Consider the following 19,833-nt stretch of genomic DNA (forward strand, 5'->3'; position numbering starts at 1 on the left):
ACCATGCCGCACTTTATTGCTGAATGTACCGACAACATCCGCGAGCAGGCCGACCTGCCGGGGCTGTTCGCCAAAGTCAACGAGGCGCTCGCCGCCACGGGCATCTTTCCCATCGGCGGTATCCGCAGCCGCGCCCACTGGCTGGATACCTGGCAGATGGCCGACGGCATGCACGACTACGCCTTTGTGCATATGACGCTAAAGATTGGTGCCGGGCGCAGCCTGGAGAGCCGCCAGCAGGTGGGCGAGATGCTGTTTGCGTTGATTAAAGATCATTTCGCAGCGCTGATGGCCGACCGCTATCTGGCGCTGTCGTTCGAGCTCGACGAGCTGCATCCGACGCTCAATTACAAACAGAACAACGTGCACGCGTTGTTTAAGTAAAACCGGCACGGCCAGCCTCCCTCTCCCACGGGGAGAGGGAGAAAAACGTAAAACAGGATATCGCCATGCTCGACAAACACACCCATACCCTGATCGCCCATCGCCTGCATCAGGCGGAACAAACCCGGGAGCAGATCCGCGCGATCTCGCTGGAATACCCGGAGATTACGATTGAAGATGCCTACGCCGTCCAGCGCGAATGGGTCAGCCTGAAAATCGCCGAAGGCCGCGTGCTGAAGGGCCACAAGATCGGCCTCACCTCCAAAGCGATGCAGGCCAGCTCGCAGATTAGCGAGCCGGACTATGGCGCGCTGCTGGACGACATGTTTTTCCACGACGGCAGCGACATTCCCGTCGATCGCTTTATCGTTCCGCGCATCGAAGTGGAGCTGGCCTTCGTGCTGGCAAAACCGCTGCGCGGCCCGAACTGCACGATCTTCGACGTCTACAACGCTACGGACTACGTCATCCCCGCGCTGGAGCTGATCGACGCCCGCTGCCACAACGTTGATCCGGAAACCCAGCGCCCGCGCAAGGTGTTCGACACCATCTCCGATAACGCCGCCAACGCGGGGGTGATCCTCGGCGGCCGCCCGATTAAGCCCGACGAACTGGATCTGCGCTGGATCTCCGCCCTGCTCTACCGCAACGGCGTGATCGAAGAGACCGGCGTTGCCGCAGGCGTGCTTAACCACCCGGCGAACGGCGTGGCGTGGCTGGCGAACAAGCTGGCGCCGTACGACGTACAGCTTGAGCCGGGGCAAATCATCCTCGGCGGTTCCTTTACCCGCCCGGTGCCCGCCAGCAGAGGCGACACCTTCCACGTCGACTACGGCAGCATGGGCTCCATCAGCTGCCGCTTTGTTTAGGAGAGGACCATGCAAAACGCATTCAAAGCGGCGCTGCAGGCGGGACGCCCGCAAATCGGCTTATGGCTGGGGCTCACCAGCAGCTACAGCGCCGAGCTGCTGGCCGGGGCAGGCTTCGACTGGCTGCTGATCGACGGCGAGCACGCGCCGAACAGCGTACAAACCGTGTTAACCCAATTACAGGCCATCGCGCCTTATCCCAGCCAGCCGGTGGTGCGCCCGTCGTGGAACGACCCGGTGCAGATCAAGCAGCTGCTGGACGTGGGCGCGCAAACCCTGCTGGTGCCGATGGTGCAAAACGCCGATGAAGCGCGGCTGGCGGTACGTGCCACCCGCTACCCGCCCGCGGGCATTCGCGGCGTCGGCAGCGCCCTGGCAAGAGCGTCGCGCTGGAACCGGATTCCGGACTACCTGCAGCAGGCCAACGACGCCATGTGCGTGCTGGTGCAGATCGAAACCCGCGAGGCGCTGAAAAACCTGCCGCAGATCCTGGATGTGGAAGGCGTCGACGGCGTGTTTATCGGCCCGGCGGATCTGAGCGCCGACATGGGCTTTGCCGGCAACCCGCAGCACCCGGAGGTGCAGGCCGCCATCGAGCAGGCGATCGCGCAGATCCTCAGCGCCGGCAAAGCGCCCGGCATCCTGATGGCGAACGAGCCGCTGGCGAAACGCTACCTTGAACTCGGCGCGCTGTTTGTCGCCGTCGGCGTCGACACCACCCTGCTCGCTCGCGGCGCAGAAGCGCTGGCGGCACGCTTTATCGAACAACCGGTTACGTCAGTTAATAACAATAAATCCGTCTACTAAACGTAAGATCTGGAGCGCGCCATGACGACCTCTACCCTGCAAACCCATGATAATAAAGCTGTTGAACATCGCGTCATTAACAAGCTGTTCCGACGCCTGATCGTCTTTCTCTTCATCCTGTTTGTCTTTTCGTTTCTCGATCGTATCAACATCGGCTTTGCCGGGCTGACGATGGGCAAAGATCTGGGCCTTACGTCGACCATGTTTGGCCTGGCCGCGACGCTGTTTTACGTCACCTACGTGCTGTGCGGGATCCCGAGCAACATCATGCTGGCGAAGATCGGCGCACGGCGCTGGATCGCCGGGATCATGGTGGTGTGGGGCATCGCCTCCACCTGTACCATGTTCGCCACCAGTCCGCACACGCTCTATGTTTTACGCATGCTGGTGGGCATTGCCGAAGCCGGCTTCCTGCCGGGGATTTTGGTCTATCTTACCTGGTGGTTCCCGGCCTATCACCGCGCCCGCGCCAACGCGCTGTTTATGATCGCCATGCCGGTGACCATGATGCTCGGCTCGATCCTCTCCGGGTACATTCTGGCGATGGACGGGCTGTGGAACCTGAAGGGCTGGCAGTGGCTGTTCCTGCTGGAGGGGCTGCCGTCGGTAGTGCTCGGCGTGGTGACCTGGTTTTACCTCAACGACACGCCGGATCGGGCCACCTGGCTGGACGACGACGAAAAGCAGGCGCTGAAAACGATGATCGCCCGCCAGCAGGAGGTCGCCATTGCCCAATCCGTCACGCCGCGCTCGACGCTGCGCGAGGTGCTGACCCCGGCGGTGCTGCTCTACACGCTGGCCTACTTCTGCCTGACCAACACGCTCAGCGCCATCAACATCTGGACGCCGCAGATCCTGCAAAGCTTTAACACGGGGAGCAGCAATATCGTCATCGGCCTGCTGGCGGCGATCCCGCAGTTTTGCACCATCCTCGGGATGATCTGGTGGAGCCGCCGCTCCGACAGGCTGAAAGAGCGAAAAAAGCACACCATCCTGCCGTACCTGTTCGCCGCGGCGGGATGGATGCTGGCCTCGGCCACCGATCACAGCCTGATCCAGCTGCTTGGCATCATTATGGCCTCAACCGGATCCTTTACCGCCATGGCCATATTCTGGACCACGCCGGATCGGGTGATTAGCCTGCAGTCCCGCGCGGTAGCGCTGGCGGTGATCAATGCCATCGGCAACGTCGGATCCGCCGTCAGCCCGTTGCTGATTGGGATCCTGCGCGACGCGACCGGCAGCTTCAGCTCCGGACTGTGGTTTGTGGCCGGGCTGCTGGTGGTCGGCGCGCTGGTGCTGACGCGCATCCCGATGACGCAGCGCGAAAGCCTTGAGCGCGAGCCGGGCGTCGCGGCGCAGAAGATCCACTAGGGAGCCGCCATGTGCCAGAGCCCCATTACCAACATCGACATCAGCAAGGAGTACGACGAAAGTCTGGGCACCGACGACGTGCACTACCAGTCGTTCGCGCGCATGGCGGCCTTTTTTGGCCGCGACATGCAGGCGCACCGTCACGACCAGTATTTTCAGATGCACTTTCTTGATACCGGGCAGATTGAGCTCCAGCTCGACGATCACCGCTACTCGGTGCAGGCCCCGCTGTTCGTCCTCACGCCGCCGTCGGTGCCGCACGCGTTTATCACCGAATCCGACAGCGACGGACACGTGCTGACGGTGCGCGAGGATCTGATCTGGCCGCTGCTGGAGGTGCTCTACCCCGGCACGCGGGAAGCGTTTGGCCTGCCGGGGATCTGCCTCTCGCTGGCCGACAGGCCGGACGAGCTGGCGGCGCTGAAGCACTACTGGCAGCTGATTGCCCGGGAATCCACGGAACAGCTGCCGGGGCGCGAGCATACCCTGGTCCTGCTGGCGCAGGCGGTCTTTACCCTGCTGCTGCGCAACGCGAAGCTCGACGACCACGCTTCGGGCGGCATGCGCGGCGAGCTGAAGCTGTTCCAGCGCTTTACCCAGCTGATAGATGCCCACTACCACCAGCACTGGACGGTGCCAGAATACGCTAGCGAGCTGCACCTGACCGAATCCCGCCTGACCGATATCTGCCGCCGCTTCGCCAACCGCCCGCCGAAGCGGCTGATCTTCGACCGGCAGCTTCGCGAAGCCAGGCGGCTGCTGCTCTTCTCCGACAGCGCGGTGAGCGAGATTGCCTGGCAGCTGGGGTTTAAGGATCCGGCTTATTTTGCCCGGTTTTTTAATCGCTTAGTGGGGTGCTCGCCGAGCGCGTATCGGGCGCAGAAAGTACCGGTGTCGCCTGTTCCCCTCACCTCTGCCCTCTCCCAAAGGGAGAGGGAGTAACCGTCCCCTCTCCCTTTGGGAGAGGGTTAGGGTGAGGGAAATCACACTCTGCGATCTCTCGCGAAAAGTACCCGCCGTTGTCCCAATCGTCCCTTCACGTTACGCCCCTCTCAGGCTTCAATTAAACAACAAAAACAAAACATAAATTTAACAACCCTATTCCGATACGAGGTCCCTATGAAGCCTGAAGATTTCCGCGCTGATGCCAAACGTCCGTTAACCGGCGAAGAGTATTTAAAAAGCCTGCAGGACGGCCGTGAGATTTACATCTACGGTGAGCGCGTCAAAGACGTCACCACCCATCCGGCGTTTCGCAACGCGGCGGCCTCCATCGCGCAGATGTACGACGCGCTGCACAAGCCAGACATACAGGACACCCTCTGCTGGAGCACCGACACCGGCAGCGGCGGCTATACCCATAAGTTCTTCCGCGTGGCGAAAAGCGCCGACGACCTGCGCCAGCAGCGCGACGCCATCGCCGAGTGGTCGCGTCTGAGCTACGGCTGGATGGGCCGCACGCCGGACTACAAGGCCGCGTTCGGCTGCGCGCTCGGCGCCAACCCGGCCTTCTACGGCCAGTTCGAACAGAACGCCCGCAGCTGGTACACGCGCATTCAGGAAACCGGCCTGTACTTCAACCACGCCATCGTTAACCCGCCGATCGACCGCCACAAGCCGGCTGACGAGGTGAAAGACGTCTACATCAAGCTGGAGAAAGAGACCGACGCGGGGATCATCGTCAGCGGCGCGAAAGTGGTGGCAACCAACTCGGCGCTGACCCACTACAACATGATCGGCTTCGGCTCCGCGCAGGTGATGGGCGAAAACCCGGACTTCGCGCTGATGTTCGTCGCACCGATGGATGCCGAAGGCGTGAAGCTGATCTCCCGCGCCTCTTACGAGATGGTGGCAGGCGCAACCGGATCCCCTTACGACTACCCGCTCTCCAGCCGCTTTGACGAGAACGACGCGATCCTGGTGATGGATCACGTGCTGATCCCGTGGGAAAACGTGCTGATCTACCGCGATTTCGACCGCTGCCGTCGCTGGACGATGGAGGGCGGCTTTGCGCGGATGTACCCGCTGCAGGCCTGCGTGCGTCTGGCGGTGAAGCTCGACTTCATCACCGCCCTGCTGAAAAAATCCCTGGAGTGCTCCGGTACCCTGGAGTTCCGCGGCGTGCAGGCGGATCTCGGCGAAGTGGTGGCCTGGCGCAACATGTTCTGGGCTCTGAGCGACTCCATGTGTTCCGAAGCCACCCCGTGGGTCAACGGCGCGTATCTGCCGGATCACGCAGCGCTGCAAACCTATCGCGTCATGGCGCCGATGGCCTACGCGAAGATCAAGAATATCATCGAGCGTAACGTGACGTCCGGGCTGATCTACCTGCCGTCCAGCGCCCGGGATCTGAACAACCCGCAGATCGACCAGTATCTGGCGAAATACGTGCGCGGCTCCAACGGCATGGATCACGTCGAACGCATCAAGATTTTGAAGCTGATGTGGGACGCCATCGGCAGCGAGTTTGGCGGCCGTCACGAGCTGTACGAAATCAACTACTCCGGCAGCCAGGATGAGATCCGCCTGCAGTGTCTGCGCCAGGCGCAAAGCTCCGGCAACATGGACAAGATGATGGCGATGGTCGACCGCTGCATGTCCGAGTACGACCAGCACGGCTGGACGGTGCCGCACCTGCACAACAACAGCGATATCAACATGCTCGACAAGCTGCTGAAATAGCGCAGCGGGAGGTTGCAATGCATTCAGATGAACAACGCCTGCGTTTTCGCGACGCAATGAGCAGCCTGTCGGCGGCGGTCAACGTGGTCACTACCGAGGGCGAGGCGGGCCGCTGCGGCATTACCGCTACAGCCGTCTGTTCGGTGACTGACACCCCGCCGTCGGTTATGGTGTGCATCAACGCCAACAGCGCCATGAACCCGGTATTTCAGGGCAACGGCAGGCTGTGCGTTAACGTACTGAACCACGAGCAGGAGATCATGGCTCGCCATTTCGCCGGGATGACCGGTATGACGATGGAGGAGCGCTTTGCCCTCTCCTGCTGGCAGAAAGGCCCGCTGGGGCAGCCGGTGCTCAAGGGCGCACTCGCCAGCCTGGAGGGCGAGATTAGCCAGGTGCAAACCATCGGCACGCATCTTGTCTACCTTGTTGAAATTAAAAATATCATTCTGAGCGACGCGGGACACGGTCTGATCTACTTCAAGCGCCGCTTCCACCCGGTCATGCTGGAGGCGGAAGCCGCCGTGTGATCCCCCCCTCGCGCTGGCCTTTTTCTTCGGCCAGCGCCGCTTTCTACAAAAACTCCTAAGGTTTCCGCTAAATCACGCCGTTATATAACCATAAGAGAAATTTTCTGTGACTGAATACTGACACCCTTTGTCAGTGCATCCGCATCATTCAGCGCATACCTAAATATACAGGATGACCTTATGGCTAAAACGACGCGGAGCCGCTCGGCTGAACGTCTGGTCGATATTCTGGTTGAGCTACATTTAAACGGTGTGGTAAACCGCAGTGCGCTAATGGAAAAATTTAAAATTACCGAGCGTACCGTCTACCGGGATTTAAATGCCCTCTCCCCCATTGTTGAACATACCGGTAACGGGCTATATCGACTGATCCATTCTGCACAATCGCCCGGCGGACAAGGCTTACATCACACCCTTGCTAACTTCCTGAATGCTGACAGCTTTTTCCCTGAAAGAAATACGGAATTCTGGCAGAAGCTCGAAACGCGCGTTGACGAAAACCATATTCTTATTCTTGCGAATGAAGCAGAACACACGGTAGAACGTGATATTCGCCGTTATTTAACAAAAATCGAGAAATCGATTAAAAACCATAATGTTTGTCAGATCGTTTATAAGGGAAAAACCCGTCTGATTAATCCCTATAAACTCATTAACAAAAAAAATATATGGTATTTACAAGCCACCGAAAATAGCCGCCTGAAATCCTTCTCATTGAGCCAGATTAGCTGGTTTGATATTCAGAAAACGACCTTTACGCCCGAAGAAAATGTCCTTGAGCTGCTGGAGAAAAGCCTCGATCCCTGGGTGTCCGAAAATACTTTCGCAGTGAAAATATTTATCAAAGATAATATTTCACATTACTTCCTGCGCCGCGATCTTCTGCCGGAACAGGAGCTGCTGGAGGAGCAACAGGGCGGCGTCACGCTGCGCTGCCAGGCGGCGCACGAGAACCAGATCCTGCCGCTGCTGTTCTACTGGCTGCCCCACATTCAGATTCTGGAACCGAACTGGCTGAAGGAAAAACTGATTAGAACGCTGGAGAACTATCTGGCCGTGGAGCGTAACCCGAATAATCAAGTGATCTCAATCACATAATTTCGCCCCCTGGCGGCGAGCCGGAACCGCTCGTCGCCCCCTTTGACCGCTCACCCGGCACTTTCAACCACTCATTCATTTACCGTCCTTTACACGCGCGAGGATCTGGCACGATCGCTCCAGCATTAATCAATACCTCCTCACAACGAACCCTGACCCTTTTTTCTTTACATAAAAAACCAGGTCTTACTATGGATACTAAAAAACTACTGAAGCACGTGCCCTGGGCCTTACTCGGGATCCTCGGCGCTTTTTGTCTGGCGGTTGTCGCATTACGCCGGGGCGAACACGTAAGCGCCCTGTGGATCGTGGTCGCGTCGGTTTCCGTCTATCTTGTTGCTTATCGCTACTACAGCTTGTACATCGCGCAGAAGGTCATGAAGCTCGACCCGACGCGCGCCACCCCGGCGGTCATTAACAATGACGGCCTGAACTACGTGCCAACCAACCGCTACGTGCTGTTTGGTCACCACTTTGCCGCTATCGCCGGTGCAGGCCCGCTGGTGGGCCCGGTGCTGGCCGCGCAGATGGGCTACCTGCCGGGTACCCTGTGGCTGCTTGCCGGCGTAGTGCTGGCGGGTGCGGTGCAGGACTTTATGGTGCTGTTTATCTCTTCTCGCCGTAACGGCGCCTCTCTGGGTGAGATGGTCAAAGAAGAGATGGGCCGCGTGCCGGGGACCATCGCCCTGTTCGGCTGCTTCCTGATTATGATCATCATCCTCGCGGTGCTGGCCCTGATCGTGGTGAAAGCGCTGGCCGAAAGCCCGTGGGGTGTCTTCACCGTCTGCTCAACCGTGCCGATTGCGCTGTTCATGGGTATCTACATGCGCTTCCTGAGACCGGGACGCGTGGGTGAAGTGTCGGTGATTGGTATCGTACTGCTGGTGGCCTCCATCTACTTCGGCGGCGTGATTGCGCACGACCCGTACTGGGGCCCGGCGCTGACCTTCAAGGACACCACCATTACCTTCGCGCTGATTGGCTATGCGTTTATCTCCGCGCTGCTGCCGGTCTGGCTGATTCTGGCCCCGCGCGACTACCTGGCGACCTTCCTGAAAATCGGCGTTATCGTCGGTCTGGCGATCGGCATCCTGGTGATTAACCCGGACCTGAAAATGCCTGCGGTCACGCAGTACATCGACGGCACCGGCCCGCTGTGGAAAGGCGCCCTGTTCCCGTTCCTGTTCATCACCATCGCCTGCGGTGCGGTCTCTGGCTTCCACGCCCTGATTGCGTCCGGCACCACGCCTAAGCTGCTGGCGAACGAGAAAGACGCGCGTCTGATCGGCTACGGCGCAATGCTGATGGAGTCCTTCGTGGCGATCATGGCGCTGGTTGCAGCCTCCATTATCGAACCGGGTCTGTACTTCGCGATGAACACCCCGCCTGCTGGCCTCGGCATTACCATGCCAAACCTGCACGAGATGGGCGGTGACAACGCGGCGCTGATTATGGCGCAGCTGAAGGACGCGAGCGCACACGCGGCGGCGACCGTTAGCTCCTGGGGCTTCGTGATTTCGCCTGAGCAGATCATGCAGACCGCGAAAGACATCGGCGAACCGTCCGTGCTGAACCGCGCAGGCGGTGCACCGACGCTGGCCGTCGGTATCGCACACGTGTTCCACAAAGTGCTGCCGTGGGCGGACATGGGCTTCTGGTACCACTTCGGTATTCTGTTCGAAGCGCTGTTCATCCTGACCGCTCTGGACGCCGGTACCCGTGCGGGCCGCTTCATGCTGCAGGACCTGCTCGGTAACTTCGTGCCGTTCCTGAAGAAAACCGACTCTCTGGTAGCGGGCATTCTGGGTACTGCGGGCTGCGTAGGCCTGTGGGGCTACCTGCTGTATCAGGGCGTTGTCGACCCGCTCGGCGGCGTGAAGAGCCTGTGGCCGCTGTTCGGTATCTCGAACCAGATGCTCGCAGCCGTTGCTCTGGTGCTCGGTACCGTGGTCCTCGTGAAGATGAAGCGCACCAAATACATCTGGGTAACGGTTGTTCCTGCGCTGTGGCTGCTGCTCTGCACCACCTGGGCGCTTGGCCTGAAGCTGTTCAGCGCCAACCCGCAGCTGGAAGGCTTCTTCTTCATGGCTAACCAGTACAAAGAGAAGATTGCCGCAGGTGGCGCGGATCTCACCGCGCAGCAGATTGCCAACATGAACCATATCGTGGTGAACAACTACACCAACGCGGGTCTGAGCATTCTGTTCCTGGTGGTGGTGTACAGCATCATCTTCTACGGCATCAAAACCTGGCTGAACGTGCGCAACGCCGACGGTCGTACGGATAAAGAAACCCCGTACGTGCCGGTGCCGGAAGGCGGCGTGAAGACCTCTTCACACCATTAATCCGCAATCCTCCCCCTCTCTCTTTGGGAGAGGGCTGGGGTGAGGGGAACATAAGCCCAGCGGACTCACATCGCCGGGCTTTTTCTGTCTGGAACCCACAATGTTTGGTAACTTAGGCGAAGCAAAAAAATACCTCGGTCAGGCGGCGAAAATGCTGATTGGCATTCCGGACTATGACAACTACGTTGAGCATATGAAGACCAACCATCCGGATAAGCCGTACATGACCTACACCGAATTCTTCCGCGAGCGTCAGGAAGCGCGCTACGGCGGAAGTGGAGAAGGCGGCGTCCGCTGCTGCTAAAGGAGAGACCATGACCCCGATTGCCGTTACCCTGCTGACCGGTTTTCTCGGCGCCGGTAAAACCACCCTGCTGCGCCACATCCTGAACGAACAGCACGGCTTCAAAATCGCCGTCATCGAAAACGAATTCGGTGAGGTCTCGGTAGACGATCAGCTGATTGGCGATCGCGCCACCCAGATCAAAACCCTCACCAACGGCTGCATCTGCTGCACCCGCTCTAACGAATTAGAAGACGCCCTGCTGGACCTGCTCGACAGCCGCGATCGCGGCGAGATCGACTTTGACCGCCTGGTGATCGAGTGCACCGGCATGGCCGACCCCGGCCCGATTATTCAGACCTTTTTCTCTCACGAGATCCTCTGCCAGCGCTACCTGCTGGACGGCGTAATTGCCCTGGTCGATGCGGTTCACGCCGACGAGCAGATGAACCAGTTCACCATCGCCCAGTCTCAGGTGGGCTACGCCGACCGCATCCTGCTGACCAAAACCGACGTGGCGGGCGAAAGCGAAAAACTGCGCGAGCGCCTGACGCGCATTAACTCCCGCGCGCCGATTTACACGGTGACGCACGGCGACATCGATCTGTCTCAGCTGTTCAACACCAACGGCTTTATGCTGGAAGAGAACGTCACCGCAAAACCGCGCTTCCACTTTATGGGTGACAAGCAAAACGACGTGGCGTCGATTGTGGTCGAGCTGGACTATCCGGTGGACATCGGCGAGGTTTCGCGCGTGATGGAGAACCTGCTGCTGTCGTTTGCCGACAAGCTGCTGCGCTACAAAGGTATGCTGTGGATTGACGGCGAGCCGAACCGCCTGCTGTTCCAGGGCGTACAGCGCCTGTACAGCGCAGACTGGGACAGACCCTGGGGCGATGAAGCGCCGCGCAGCGTGATGGTGTTTATCGGTATCCAACTCCCGGAAGAAGAAATTCGGGCGGCGTTTGCAGGGCTGAAGAAATAACCGCTATGCATCTCCTCTCCCCTGTGGGGCTGAGGGATCCCCGGTAATTTTTTAACCTGAAGCGATGAATGTTGCTTCAGAAAAATTAGTGGCTCACAGCGATGCCCTGGTCCGGCTGTAAATCGCCGAGGCGTTTCCGTAAGGCCGGGGCGAGGCGCAGGGATGCGCCGAGAGGGCGTGGCCTGCAGGGATGCAGGCTCATGCCCGACCCGATAGCCTGAAGGAATAAGCTGAGGGTACCGCGAAGCGGCGATTTACCGCCGGGAGCCCGGGTCGCCAGGGTGGTGGCGATTGAGCCACCCTGGCACGTTCACAGGTCATGCCGTTACAGAGTAGCAAGGAACATAGAGTGAACGGAATAACCTCCACAGCTGTATGTTCCCCCTCACCCCAGCCCTCTCCCTCAAGGGAGAGGGAGCCGTCTGTGCAGGCATTATCTTGTGGGGATACCCCAGCCTTTAGCAAGAAGGGTAAACTTATTTCACCGCTTCCGGCAGCGTTATAATCCACAGCTCGCTGTCCGACTCCGGCTTCTTCAGCGGCTTCACGCTGAGCGTGGTTTCCACCGGTTTATCATCCAGCGTCAGCTTGCCTTCCGCATTCACCCGATAATCCTTGAGCTTCTTGCCCTCGACCGGTTTTTGCATCGCCACCTTCACGCCAAAGTCGTTATCGTTCGCCACCGCAAGCGTTTTGCTGTCGATCAGCGCCAGCCCTTCGGCCTTCTCCTGCTGCCAGCCCAGCGCGCGCAGATCCACGACCTGCGTTTTAGCCGCAAGCGTTATGCCGCGCTGCGCCAGGGTTTTCTCATCATCAAACTCCGGGTACTCGCCCGGCTTGTCAAAGGCGGTCAGGTCGCTCGCCTTGCTGAGATCCACCTTGTAAATCAGGTTACGCATGCCGTCGTTTTTATCACTTCCCTGCTCAATCAGCAGGATGTGCTGGTCATCAAGCGCCACGATGTCGCCGATTTTGGCGTCGCTGTTTTTGTCATAAGCCGCGCTGTCGATAGGGTAACCGTACATCGCCGTTTTCCCGGTTGCCGGGTCGAAGCTCACCAGACGCGTAAACAGCGCCTGCTTTTTGCTCTTACCGTCGATATCCAGCGTGCTTTGCACGGCAGCGATAATACGCCCGTCCGGCATCCGGGTCAGGCCTTCAAAGCCCCGATTAGCCTGGCGCCATTTGATAATGTTTGGCAGGCCGCCCGCGATGGATTTCTCCCCTTCCGCAGCCTGCGGCCCGTGGATCGCCAGGATCTTCCCTTTGCTGTCGACGTTAATCAGGAACGGGCCATACTCGTCGCACAGCCAGTAGCCGCCTTTCCCGTCCGGCGTGATGCCTTCCGTGTCCAGCCCGCGGTTGTCACCCTTCAGGATCTTGAGGGTGTCGCTGAACGCCACTTCATTGGTGGAACCAATCACGCCGCTTTGCAGCGGCAGACCGTTAATCTCGCCTTTATCATCATGCAGCGGGCGGGCATCGACAGCCTCCGCTTTGCCGTTCTGAACGCGGATGGTCATCAGCATCGGCGCAAAATCTGGCGTGACAAATATTTTGGCTTCGTTTTTACCCATTTTTGGCGCATCGGCGTTTGGACCGCGATCGGTCACGGTCGCAAAGGTCAGGGCGTCGCCCTGCTTGCCCGTAAACAGCAGGCCGGAGCCAATGCCCACGGGGAGTCCGTTCGGAAACGCGCTGGCAAACGCGCCGCTGTAGCTCACGTGGGAGCCTTCAGGGAAGCTGACGACATAGCGCTCAGCAGTAGGCTGCGCCGCCAGGCCAGAGAAAGAGAGCGCACAGCCGATAAGTACAGGAATAATTTTTCTTTTCATATTGTTAGCATCCAGTTAGTGAAGCCAACAACGTAAAGAATAAACGTGTCAGAAAAATGACATGGAAGGGAAACCGGCCTGCACGATTGAACGTATATTCATCGCTCGAAATGTAAGGCTTTGTTGTTTTGTGTGACAGGCGAAACATTTTTGGAAATTATTAGAAACCCAATTAATTCATCTCAAATCACTATCCCCACCTCGTTCAGTTTATGTTTAGTCAAAAAACTAAACGGTTCCTAAACGCTAAAAACATCCCCTGTTGACACCCCGACAATCAAACATCATTGCAACAACTTCAATAAAAAAGTTAACAATATCAGTATAAAACCGCGATTTATATCACATTTGCAGTCATTAACATCGCTTGTTAAGGTGCGCCCAGATGAATTTAATGACGAGGCATAAAACATGAAAAAACTGAATATCCTTCTTCTTTCTGCTCTGGCTGCCGTATCGGGTTCCGCACTGGCGATGGGCGGCACCGTTGAGCAGGGTAAAAACTTTACCAACCTCAATCTGGAAATGGGTAAATCCTCATCCGGTGTTTATCTCGAAAGTAACTGGCTCAAAAACACCGATGACGGTACCCAGACCGGCGGCGTGGGCGCAGGCTACAACCTGGGTCTTGGCCCGGTGATGCTGAATGCGGGCGCAAAAGCCATCTACCTCGGCCCGAAAAAAGGCGATAACGGCGTGGCGTTCCCGATTGGCGGCGGCGTAAACGTTGCCCTGACCGACAGCATCCACGTGTACGGTGAAGGCTATGTGGCACCAGAAGGCCTGAACAACAGCGTGAAAAACTACGTCGAAGCCAACGGCGGCGTAAGCTGGACGCCAATTACGCCAGTGACCCTGAAAGTGGGCTACCGCCACGTGAGCGTGGACGGTAAAGACGGTCGTCCTGGCCACACGCTGATTGACGGCGCATATGTAGGCGGTGGAGTCACCTTCTGATGAAACACCGCATTACCGCGCTTTGCGTTCTGAGCCTCACGCTGATGCTCACCGGCTGCGTCCAGTACAAATGGGTGAAACCGGGCGTCAGCGATGCGGAAATGAATAAAAAGCTCACGGAATGCGAAGCGCAGGCGCTGATCGATCTGCCCCCGGATAACGTAGTGACCGGCTCGAGCTCGGAAAAAACGGACAAAAAGAACAAGAAAAAGGATATTTCCACGAGCTACACGGTTGAAGACGCGAACGAATATCGCCGGGATACGTTAGTTGACAGCTGCATGTTCAAAAGCGGCTGGGACAAGATCGAAGTGCAATAATCCCTTAAAAAAAACCTGCCGGCTGGCAGGTTTTTTTATGACCTCTTACTTACGCACCACCACCAGCTTCTGGTTCACAAACTCTTTGATCCCCAGATCCGACAGCTCACGCCCGTAGCCGGAGCGCTTCACGCCGCCAAACGGCAGCTCTGCTGCGGTATCGGTGAGCCAGTTGATGTACACCATCCCGGTCTCAATCCGCGACGCCATTTTCTTCGCGCGCTCGATATTCTGGCTGAATACCGCCCCGCCCAGGCCGTAGTGGGAGTCGTTCGCCAGCGCGACCGCCTCGTCGTCGCTTTTCACCACGTAAATCTGCGCCACCGGGCCGAAGAACTCCTCGAAGTACGCCGGGTTGTCGCGGGAGATATTCGTCAGGATCGTCGGTTCGAAGAAACTCCCGTCGCGCTGTACCGGTTTGCCGCCGTAGTGCAACGTGGCACCGTTTTTCACCGCCTCGTTAACCTGTTTGGTCAGCGTTTCGAGCGCATCTTTAGACGACAGCGGCCCCAGCGTGGTGCTTTCGTCCAGCGGATCGCCAATCTTCACCTGCTTAAACGCCTCGGTGAATTTGCGCAGGAAGGCATCCGCAATCTTTTCATGCAGAATAAAGCGCTTCGCCGCGGTGCAAACCTGCCCGGCGTTGTTGAGCCGCGCGTTAACGCCAATTTTCACGGCCTTCTCAAGGTCTGCGTCATCCAGCACCACGAACACGTCATTACCGCCCAGCTCCAGCGTAGATTTCTTGATGTGCTTCGCCGCCTGCGCGGCCACCACGCTGCCGGCCTTTTCGGAGCCGGTTAATGCGGCACCCTGCACGCGATCGTCGGCAATGATGTTCGCCACCTGCTCGGACGAAATAAACAGGTTGGTCCACGCCCCTTCCGGCGCGCCCGCCTCGCGCACAAGGTGCGCAAATGTCTCGGCGCAGTGCGGCACGATGCTGGCATGCTTGGCGATGACGGGGTTCCCCGCCGCCAGGTTCGGCGCCAGCACGCGCATCAGCTGGTAATAGGGGAAGTTCCACGGCTCAACGGCCATCAGCACGCCAATGGGGTGATGCTCCACCCAGGCTTCACCGAGTTCAGAATCATATTTCACCGGGGCCAGGAACCGCTGCGCGTTGTCGGCGTAGTAGCGGGCGATCTGCGCGCACAGCTTCACCTCGCCGCGGCTCTGTTCGATGAGCTTACCCATCTCCTGGCTGGCGATTTTAGCCAGATCCTCCACGCGCTCGTCGATCAGATCGGCAAGCTTATGCAGCACCGGCAGACGCTGGCTGATGTCGCCTTTCGCCCAGTCCGAATGGTAAAGCGCATCGGCCGCCCTGAGCGCCGCTTCGATATCCGCGTCGGTATGTGAGGGGTATTCTTTGATGAGCTGGTTAGTGGCAGGATTTACTGTCTGATAAGCCATGTCGAATCTCCTTGTTTTACCGCTTAGGGTATTAAGGGTAGTCAACATGACTGGCTATGGACGTAAAGTTGGGTATATCCGGAAGGTTCTTAATGAAGCGCTGCCAGAGGGTTCGCTGACGTGGTATAAAAAATCTTCAGAAGGAGCGCCCATGACCGATACCCGACATATCCGCCAGACTTTTCACCGCGCCTCAGGCCTTGAGCTGCGCAGCACCTGGCAGAGTACGCAGGCGTACAAACGCCACAGTCACCCTCAGCTTTCCATCGGCGCGATTGTGGAGGGCCAGACCTGCTGCGTGTGTTTTGACAGAGAGTACATCCTCACCCCCGGGGACCTCATCGTGATCCCGGCCTGTGCGCCGCACAGCTGTAACCCCGTCGCCGGGCAACCGCGCAGCTACCATATGCTCTATATCGACACCGGGCTTCCGCTGGCGCTACAGGTGATTCGTAGCCCAACCCTGTTTGCTCATTACCTGGACGTTGTCGAGACCCTGTCTCCGGCATCACTGGAGACGCTGCTTTCTGCCCTTCCCCGCGCAGCGGATAACGCTGACGCGCTTCGCGGAACCAGCCAGCAGATTCAGCAGGCGTTTCTTTCCGATCTCACCTGCCCGCCTTCCCTCGACGAGCTTGCCCAACGCTTCTCGCTGCGCAAGGAGACGCTGATTCGCACCTTCAGGCAGGACACCGGCCTGACGCCGGGCAGCTTTCTCAACATCTCCCGCGTGGAGTACGCCAAGGCGCGTCTGCGCGCCGGGGATGATATTGCCGACGTCGGCTACCAGAGCGGTTTTGCCGACCAGAGCCATTTTCATAAGACCTTCGTCAGCTATACCGCCGCCACTCCGCGCCAGTACGCCACCGGCCGATCAATATCAGACAATAAATAGGTTCTGCAGCGCCGTACTCTGACCTCGGATTGTTAACCGAGGTCGCTATGGAACTGTTCTTCCCTTCCGCTTTTCTCGCCCTGGCGCTGACGCATTTTGTTGCCCTGCTAAGCCCGGGTCCGGATTTCTTCCTGCTGGTGGGCTACGCCGCGCGCTATCGGCTGCGGGGTAGCGCCGGGCTGTGCCTCGGCATCGCCGCGGGTAACGCGCTGTACATCCTGCTGGTGATTATCGGCTGGAGCGCGCTGCGCCAGTTTACGTGGCTGTTTACGCTTATCGAGCTTTGCGGGGCGCTGTACCTGCTGTGGATCGGATCGCATCTGATTCGCAGCCGCCAGCAGGCGCGGGCGCTGAATGAAACTCACCAGCGCTTCCCGTCGCTGCAAAAGCAGATCCTGCTGGGACTCGGTTCGGCGCTGTTAAACCCGAAGAACGCTCTGTTCTATCTGGCACTAATGACGGCCTTGCTGGGGCCGGACGTGACGCTGCTTCAGCAATCGGCCTGCGGCGTCTGGATGGTAATGGTGGTGCTGGTGTGGGATCTGGCGCTGGTGTCGCTGATGGGGTTGACCGTGGTTCAACAGAAGCTCAGCCGTTCGCTGTGGTGGATTGAGCGCACGGCGGGGGTGGTGCTGATGGGGTTTGGGGGATGGGTGCTGTGGCGGTTTTTGCACTTTCCTCCCGCTTCCCTCTATCCTTAACCCATGGAAAAAATAGCTGAACTCAAACGCGCCAAGCTGCTGGCGCTGTCGCTGCTGCTGGTTGCCGCCGCGGCCTTTATCACCACCCTGTTCCTGCCGCAGACCTTCTGGGTGCGCGGCGTGAAGGCCATTGCCGAGGCGGCGATGGTCGGCGCGCTGGCAGACTGGTTTGCCGTGGTTGCGCTGTTCCGTCGGGTGCCCATTCCGTTTATCTCGCGCCATACGGCGATTATCCCGCGCAATAAAGACCGAATTGGCGACAATCTCGGCCAGTTTGTGCAGGAGAAGTTTCTTGATACCCAGTCGCTGGTCGCATTGATTCGCCGCTATGAACCTGCGCAGATGATCGGCGCCTGGTTCAGCAAACCGGACAACGCCCAGCGCGTCGGGCTGCACTTGATGCAGGTGATGAGCGGTTTTCTCGAACTGACCGACGACGGACGCATTCAGCGCCTGCTGAAACGGGCGGTGCATAAGGCCATCGACAAGGTCGATTTCACCGAAACCAGCGCCGTGATGCTGGAGAGCATGACCAAAAACAACCGCCACCAGGTGCTGCTGGATGCGATCATCAATCGTCTGATTACCCTGATTCAGCGGGAGAGCACGCGGGACTTTATTGCCGATCAAATTGTCCACTGGCTGAAGACCGAACACCCGCGCAAGGCGATGGTGCTGCCCACCGAGTGGCTGGGCGATCAAAGCGCGGAGATGGTGTCGAACGCGGTGAACGCGCTGCTGGACGATATCAGCCACGACCGCACGCACCAGATCCGCCAGGCGTTCGACCGCGCCACGCTGAAGCTTATCGACAACCTGAAAAACGATCCGGAGATGGCGGCGAAAGCCGACAACATCAAGCACTACCTGAAAAACGATGAGGCGTTTAACCGCTATCTGGGAGAGATGTGGGCCGACCTGCGCCAGTGGCTGAAAGCGGATATGCAAAGCGAGGATTCGCGGGTGAAGCAACGCATCGCCAACGCCGGGCTGTGGTTTGGCGAAACGCTTTCTAATGACGCCAGCCTGCGTGCGTCGCTGAACGAGCATCTGGAGCAGGCCGCGCACCGCCTCGCGCCGGATTTCGCGGCGTTTCTGACTCGCCACATCAGCGACACGGTCAAAAGCTGGGACGCCAAAGACATGTCCCGCCAGATTGAGCTTAACATCGGTAAAGACCTGCAGTTCATCCGCGTCAACGGCACGCTGGTCGGCGGGACGATTGGCCTGATCCTGTTTTTACTCTCGCAATTGCCTGCCGTGCTGGGACATTAATCTACTTTGGGCGGCGCGATGACGTAGCGCGTCGCCTCGAAGCGGTTGAGGATAAGGTGCACCAGGAAGACCATCGTCAGCGTTGCGACCAGCGAAAAGGTGACGGAGGTGATGCGGTACAGATCGCTGAACACCAGGTCAGTGTCCGGGTGCATGTTCTGCCCGAACATAATGCCGATGGTCGTGATGCTGGAAAATCCCACGCCCGCGCCCACCTTTTCCATCACGTGCAGGCGCGCGCCAAACGCCAGCCCGAGGCCGATCAGCGGCATCATCAATAGCATATGGCTGCTGTGATCGTAGAGGATCAGCTGCACCACCAGAATGTAGAGACAGCCCAGCACCACGCCGACCACGCGCCAGATCGAGCTCATCACCGAACCGCGGTAGTGCATCGGGAACAGGATCAAAATCCCCGCCATCAGCGCCGAAAGCGAATCGCTTAAGTCGCTAATCTGAAACACCACGAATATCAGCGTCGCGACGGTGCCGGAGAGCAGCGACTCGTGGCGCACCCGGGCATCGTCTTTCTCAATCAGCGGCGGCGGCCTGCGGGGCTCCACGTCCGGCAGGAGGTAGTTCATCAGCGCGCTCAGGCACACCGCCATCACGCTCGCTTCGATGTTGGAAAACAGCAGCGTGTGCCAGCTGGTCGTGGGGTAGCTCATAAAGTTGAGCATCACGCTCTGGCACACCACGCCCATTGAGCCAAACAGGAACAGCGGCCCCTTGCTCATAAAACGAAAACGCATCACATACAGGGCAAACACCACCAGCGTCATGATGGCCGGCCATTGCGACAGATAGCCGATAATGAAGATCATTTCGACGCAGTTTAGCGCGGCGCTGAAGATAAACTGCTTCGCCACGTGGCGATTAAAGACCGGCACCAGCGACAGCAGCATGATCGGATAGACCACAAAAAACACGCCGTAGCTGGTGTTGTAGAAGCTGGAGATGCTCAGCGCAATCATCCCGGCAAATACGATGCGCAGGGTCTGGCGAAAGTCGTTTGCCGTATAGACGATGTTGCCGTGCGGGGTAAATACTCGCGCCAGGGTGCTAATAGACATCGAA

The 19,833-nt window shown here is 58.6% G+C and carries 19 protein-coding genes; 16 read left to right on the plus strand and 3 right to left on the minus strand.

The features are described 5' to 3' along the window. The first annotated feature begins 3 nt into the window (after window positions 1-3). The 11 genes from BJ885_RS17530 (at window position 4) to yjiA (ending at window position 11,357) form a co-directional block, all read left to right on the plus strand. Window positions 4-384 carry a 5-carboxymethyl-2-hydroxymuconate Delta-isomerase gene (locus BJ885_RS17530; protein ID WP_121932439.1) on the plus strand — a complete coding sequence of 127 codons (381 nt, stop codon included), beginning with the start codon at window positions 4-6 and terminating at the stop codon, window positions 382-384. A 65-nt stretch (window positions 385-449) separates the two neighbouring features. Then, on the plus strand, window positions 450-1,253 hold the full coding sequence (gene hpaH, locus BJ885_RS17535; RefSeq protein ID WP_121932438.1) for a 2-oxo-hept-4-ene-1,7-dioate hydratase: 804 nt from the start codon (window positions 450-452) through the stop codon (window positions 1,251-1,253). A 9-nt stretch (window positions 1,254-1,262) separates the two neighbouring features. Next, a complete protein-coding gene (gene hpaI, locus BJ885_RS17540; protein ID WP_121932437.1) occupies window positions 1,263-2,060 on the plus strand; it encodes a 4-hydroxy-2-oxoheptanedioate aldolase in 798 nt (265 codons plus the stop codon). A gap of 21 nt (window positions 2,061-2,081) precedes the next feature. Then, window positions 2,082-3,434: a 4-hydroxyphenylacetate permease gene (gene hpaX, locus BJ885_RS17545; RefSeq protein WP_121932436.1), complete on the plus strand. Its 1,353-nt coding sequence runs from the start codon at window positions 2,082-2,084 to the stop codon at window positions 3,432-3,434. 9 nt (window positions 3,435-3,443) lie between these two features. Then, window positions 3,444-4,376 carry a 4-hydroxyphenylacetate catabolism regulatory protein HpaA gene (hpaA, locus tag BJ885_RS17550; protein WP_121932435.1) on the plus strand — a complete coding sequence of 311 codons (933 nt, stop codon included), beginning with the start codon at window positions 3,444-3,446 and terminating at the stop codon, window positions 4,374-4,376. 177 nt (window positions 4,377-4,553) lie between these two features. After that, window positions 4,554-6,116: a 4-hydroxyphenylacetate 3-monooxygenase, oxygenase component gene (gene hpaB / locus BJ885_RS17555; protein ID WP_121932434.1), complete on the plus strand. Its 1,563-nt coding sequence runs from the start codon at window positions 4,554-4,556 to the stop codon at window positions 6,114-6,116. 17 nt (window positions 6,117-6,133) lie between these two features. Next, window positions 6,134-6,646 (plus strand): 4-hydroxyphenylacetate 3-monooxygenase reductase subunit, encoded by a 513-nt coding sequence (locus BJ885_RS17560; RefSeq protein WP_121932433.1) that lies wholly within the window; start codon window positions 6,134-6,136, stop codon window positions 6,644-6,646. 180 nt (window positions 6,647-6,826) lie between these two features. Further along, a complete protein-coding gene (locus tag BJ885_RS17565; RefSeq protein WP_121932432.1) occupies window positions 6,827-7,744 on the plus strand; it encodes a YafY family protein in 918 nt (305 codons plus the stop codon). A gap of 191 nt (window positions 7,745-7,935) precedes the next feature. Beyond that, window positions 7,936-10,089, plus strand: a complete 2,154-nt coding sequence (locus tag BJ885_RS17570; protein ID WP_023334384.1) for a carbon starvation CstA family protein — start codon at window positions 7,936-7,938, stop codon at window positions 10,087-10,089. Between the two features lie 100 nt (window positions 10,090-10,189). Then, on the plus strand, window positions 10,190-10,393 hold the full coding sequence (locus BJ885_RS17575) for a YbdD/YjiX family protein (RefSeq protein ID WP_003856610.1): 204 nt from the start codon (window positions 10,190-10,192) through the stop codon (window positions 10,391-10,393). 10 nt (window positions 10,394-10,403) lie between these two features. Next, window positions 10,404-11,357: a GTPase gene (yjiA, locus tag BJ885_RS17580; protein ID WP_121932431.1), complete on the plus strand. Its 954-nt coding sequence runs from the start codon at window positions 10,404-10,406 to the stop codon at window positions 11,355-11,357. Window positions 11,358-11,833: 476 nt separating this feature from the next. On the opposite strand, the gene BJ885_RS17585 is transcribed toward yjiA, so the two are convergent. Beyond that, window positions 11,834-13,192 carry an esterase-like activity of phytase family protein gene (locus BJ885_RS17585; protein ID WP_147449225.1) on the minus strand — a complete coding sequence of 453 codons (1,359 nt, stop codon included), beginning with the start codon at window positions 13,190-13,192 and terminating at the stop codon, window positions 11,834-11,836. A 411-nt stretch (window positions 13,193-13,603) separates the two neighbouring features. On the opposite strand from BJ885_RS17585, the gene BJ885_RS17590 reads away from it, so the two are divergent. Next, window positions 13,604-14,149, plus strand: a complete 546-nt coding sequence (locus BJ885_RS17590; RefSeq protein ID WP_023310269.1) for a YfaZ family outer membrane protein — start codon at window positions 13,604-13,606, stop codon at window positions 14,147-14,149. After that, complete coding sequence (locus BJ885_RS17595; protein WP_028015390.1) at window positions 14,149-14,469, plus strand: hypothetical protein; 321 nt, start codon at window positions 14,149-14,151, stop codon at window positions 14,467-14,469. The genes BJ885_RS17590 and BJ885_RS17595 overlap by 1 nt, the downstream gene beginning before the upstream one ends. A gap of 45 nt (window positions 14,470-14,514) precedes the next feature. On the opposite strand, the gene BJ885_RS17600 is transcribed toward BJ885_RS17595, so the two are convergent. Continuing rightward, entirely contained in the window at window positions 14,515-15,885 is a 1,371-nt protein-coding gene (locus BJ885_RS17600; protein ID WP_121932429.1) for an NAD-dependent succinate-semialdehyde dehydrogenase, read from the minus strand. Between the two features lie 151 nt (window positions 15,886-16,036). Between BJ885_RS17600 and BJ885_RS17605 the strand changes: the two genes are divergently transcribed. The 3 genes from BJ885_RS17605 to BJ885_RS17615 are packed head-to-tail and all read left to right on the plus strand — an operon-like array spanning window position 16,037 to window position 18,756. Then, complete coding sequence (locus BJ885_RS17605; RefSeq protein WP_121932428.1) at window positions 16,037-16,780, plus strand: AraC family transcriptional regulator; 744 nt, start codon at window positions 16,037-16,039, stop codon at window positions 16,778-16,780. Window positions 16,781-16,827: 47 nt separating this feature from the next. After that, window positions 16,828-17,481 (plus strand): LysE family translocator, encoded by a 654-nt coding sequence (locus BJ885_RS17610; protein WP_121932427.1) that lies wholly within the window; start codon window positions 16,828-16,830, stop codon window positions 17,479-17,481. Between the two features lie 3 nt (window positions 17,482-17,484). Continuing rightward, entirely contained in the window at window positions 17,485-18,756 is a 1,272-nt protein-coding gene (locus tag BJ885_RS17615) for a DUF445 domain-containing protein (RefSeq protein WP_039260963.1), read from the plus strand. On the opposite strand, the gene BJ885_RS17620 is transcribed toward BJ885_RS17615, so the two are convergent. Continuing rightward, the gene (locus BJ885_RS17620; protein ID WP_121932426.1) at window positions 18,753-19,829 is read right to left on the minus strand and encodes a DUF2955 domain-containing protein; all 1,077 of its coding nucleotides are present in this window, start codon (window positions 19,827-19,829) and stop codon (window positions 18,753-18,755) included. The two genes, BJ885_RS17615 and BJ885_RS17620, sit on opposite strands and share 4 nt — an antisense overlap. Window positions 19,830-19,833 lie beyond the last annotated feature (4 nt).

The sequence above is a fragment of the Enterobacter sp. WP_7_1 genome (assembly GCF_003688535.1).
GTDB classification, from domain to species: domain Bacteria; phylum Pseudomonadota; class Gammaproteobacteria; order Enterobacterales; family Enterobacteriaceae; genus Enterobacter; species Enterobacter asburiae.

What these genes read in the sequence shown, in the direction of transcription:
- BJ885_RS17565 (WP_121932432.1), top strand. Translation starts at nt 6,827, where the DNA reads ATGGCTAAAACGACGCGGAGCCGCTCGGCTGAACGTCTGGTCGATATT.
- yjiA (WP_121932431.1), top strand. Translation starts at nt 10,404, where the DNA reads ATGACCCCGATTGCCGTTACCCTGCTGACCGGTTTTCTCGGCGCCGGT.
- BJ885_RS17570 (WP_023334384.1), top strand. Translation starts at nt 7,936, where the DNA reads ATGGATACTAAAAAACTACTGAAGCACGTGCCCTGGGCCTTACTCGGG.
- hpaH (WP_121932438.1), top strand. Translation starts at nt 450, where the DNA reads ATGCTCGACAAACACACCCATACCCTGATCGCCCATCGCCTGCATCAG.
- BJ885_RS17615 (WP_039260963.1), top strand. Translation starts at nt 17,485, where the DNA reads ATGGAAAAAATAGCTGAACTCAAACGCGCCAAGCTGCTGGCGCTGTCG.
- BJ885_RS17530 (WP_121932439.1), top strand. Translation starts at nt 4, where the DNA reads ATGCCGCACTTTATTGCTGAATGTACCGACAACATCCGCGAGCAGGCC.
- BJ885_RS17600 (WP_121932429.1), bottom strand. Translation starts at nt 15,885, where the DNA reads ATGGCTTATCAGACAGTAAATCCTGCCACTAACCAGCTCATCAAAGAA.
- hpaA (WP_121932435.1), top strand. Translation starts at nt 3,444, where the DNA reads ATGTGCCAGAGCCCCATTACCAACATCGACATCAGCAAGGAGTACGAC.
- hpaI (WP_121932437.1), top strand. Translation starts at nt 1,263, where the DNA reads ATGCAAAACGCATTCAAAGCGGCGCTGCAGGCGGGACGCCCGCAAATC.
- hpaB (WP_121932434.1), top strand. Translation starts at nt 4,554, where the DNA reads ATGAAGCCTGAAGATTTCCGCGCTGATGCCAAACGTCCGTTAACCGGC.
- BJ885_RS17585 (WP_147449225.1), bottom strand. Translation starts at nt 13,192, where the DNA reads ATGAAAAGAAAAATTATTCCTGTACTTATCGGCTGTGCGCTCTCTTTC.
- hpaX (WP_121932436.1), top strand. Translation starts at nt 2,082, where the DNA reads ATGACGACCTCTACCCTGCAAACCCATGATAATAAAGCTGTTGAACAT.
- BJ885_RS17575 (WP_003856610.1), top strand. Translation starts at nt 10,190, where the DNA reads ATGTTTGGTAACTTAGGCGAAGCAAAAAAATACCTCGGTCAGGCGGCG.
- BJ885_RS17610 (WP_121932427.1), top strand. Translation starts at nt 16,828, where the DNA reads ATGGAACTGTTCTTCCCTTCCGCTTTTCTCGCCCTGGCGCTGACGCAT.
- BJ885_RS17620 (WP_121932426.1), bottom strand. Translation starts at nt 19,829, where the DNA reads ATGTCTATTAGCACCCTGGCGCGAGTATTTACCCCGCACGGCAACATC.
- BJ885_RS17605 (WP_121932428.1), top strand. Translation starts at nt 16,037, where the DNA reads ATGACCGATACCCGACATATCCGCCAGACTTTTCACCGCGCCTCAGGC.
- BJ885_RS17595 (WP_028015390.1), top strand. Translation starts at nt 14,149, where the DNA reads ATGAAACACCGCATTACCGCGCTTTGCGTTCTGAGCCTCACGCTGATG.
- BJ885_RS17560 (WP_121932433.1), top strand. Translation starts at nt 6,134, where the DNA reads ATGCATTCAGATGAACAACGCCTGCGTTTTCGCGACGCAATGAGCAGC.
- BJ885_RS17590 (WP_023310269.1), top strand. Translation starts at nt 13,604, where the DNA reads ATGAAAAAACTGAATATCCTTCTTCTTTCTGCTCTGGCTGCCGTATCG.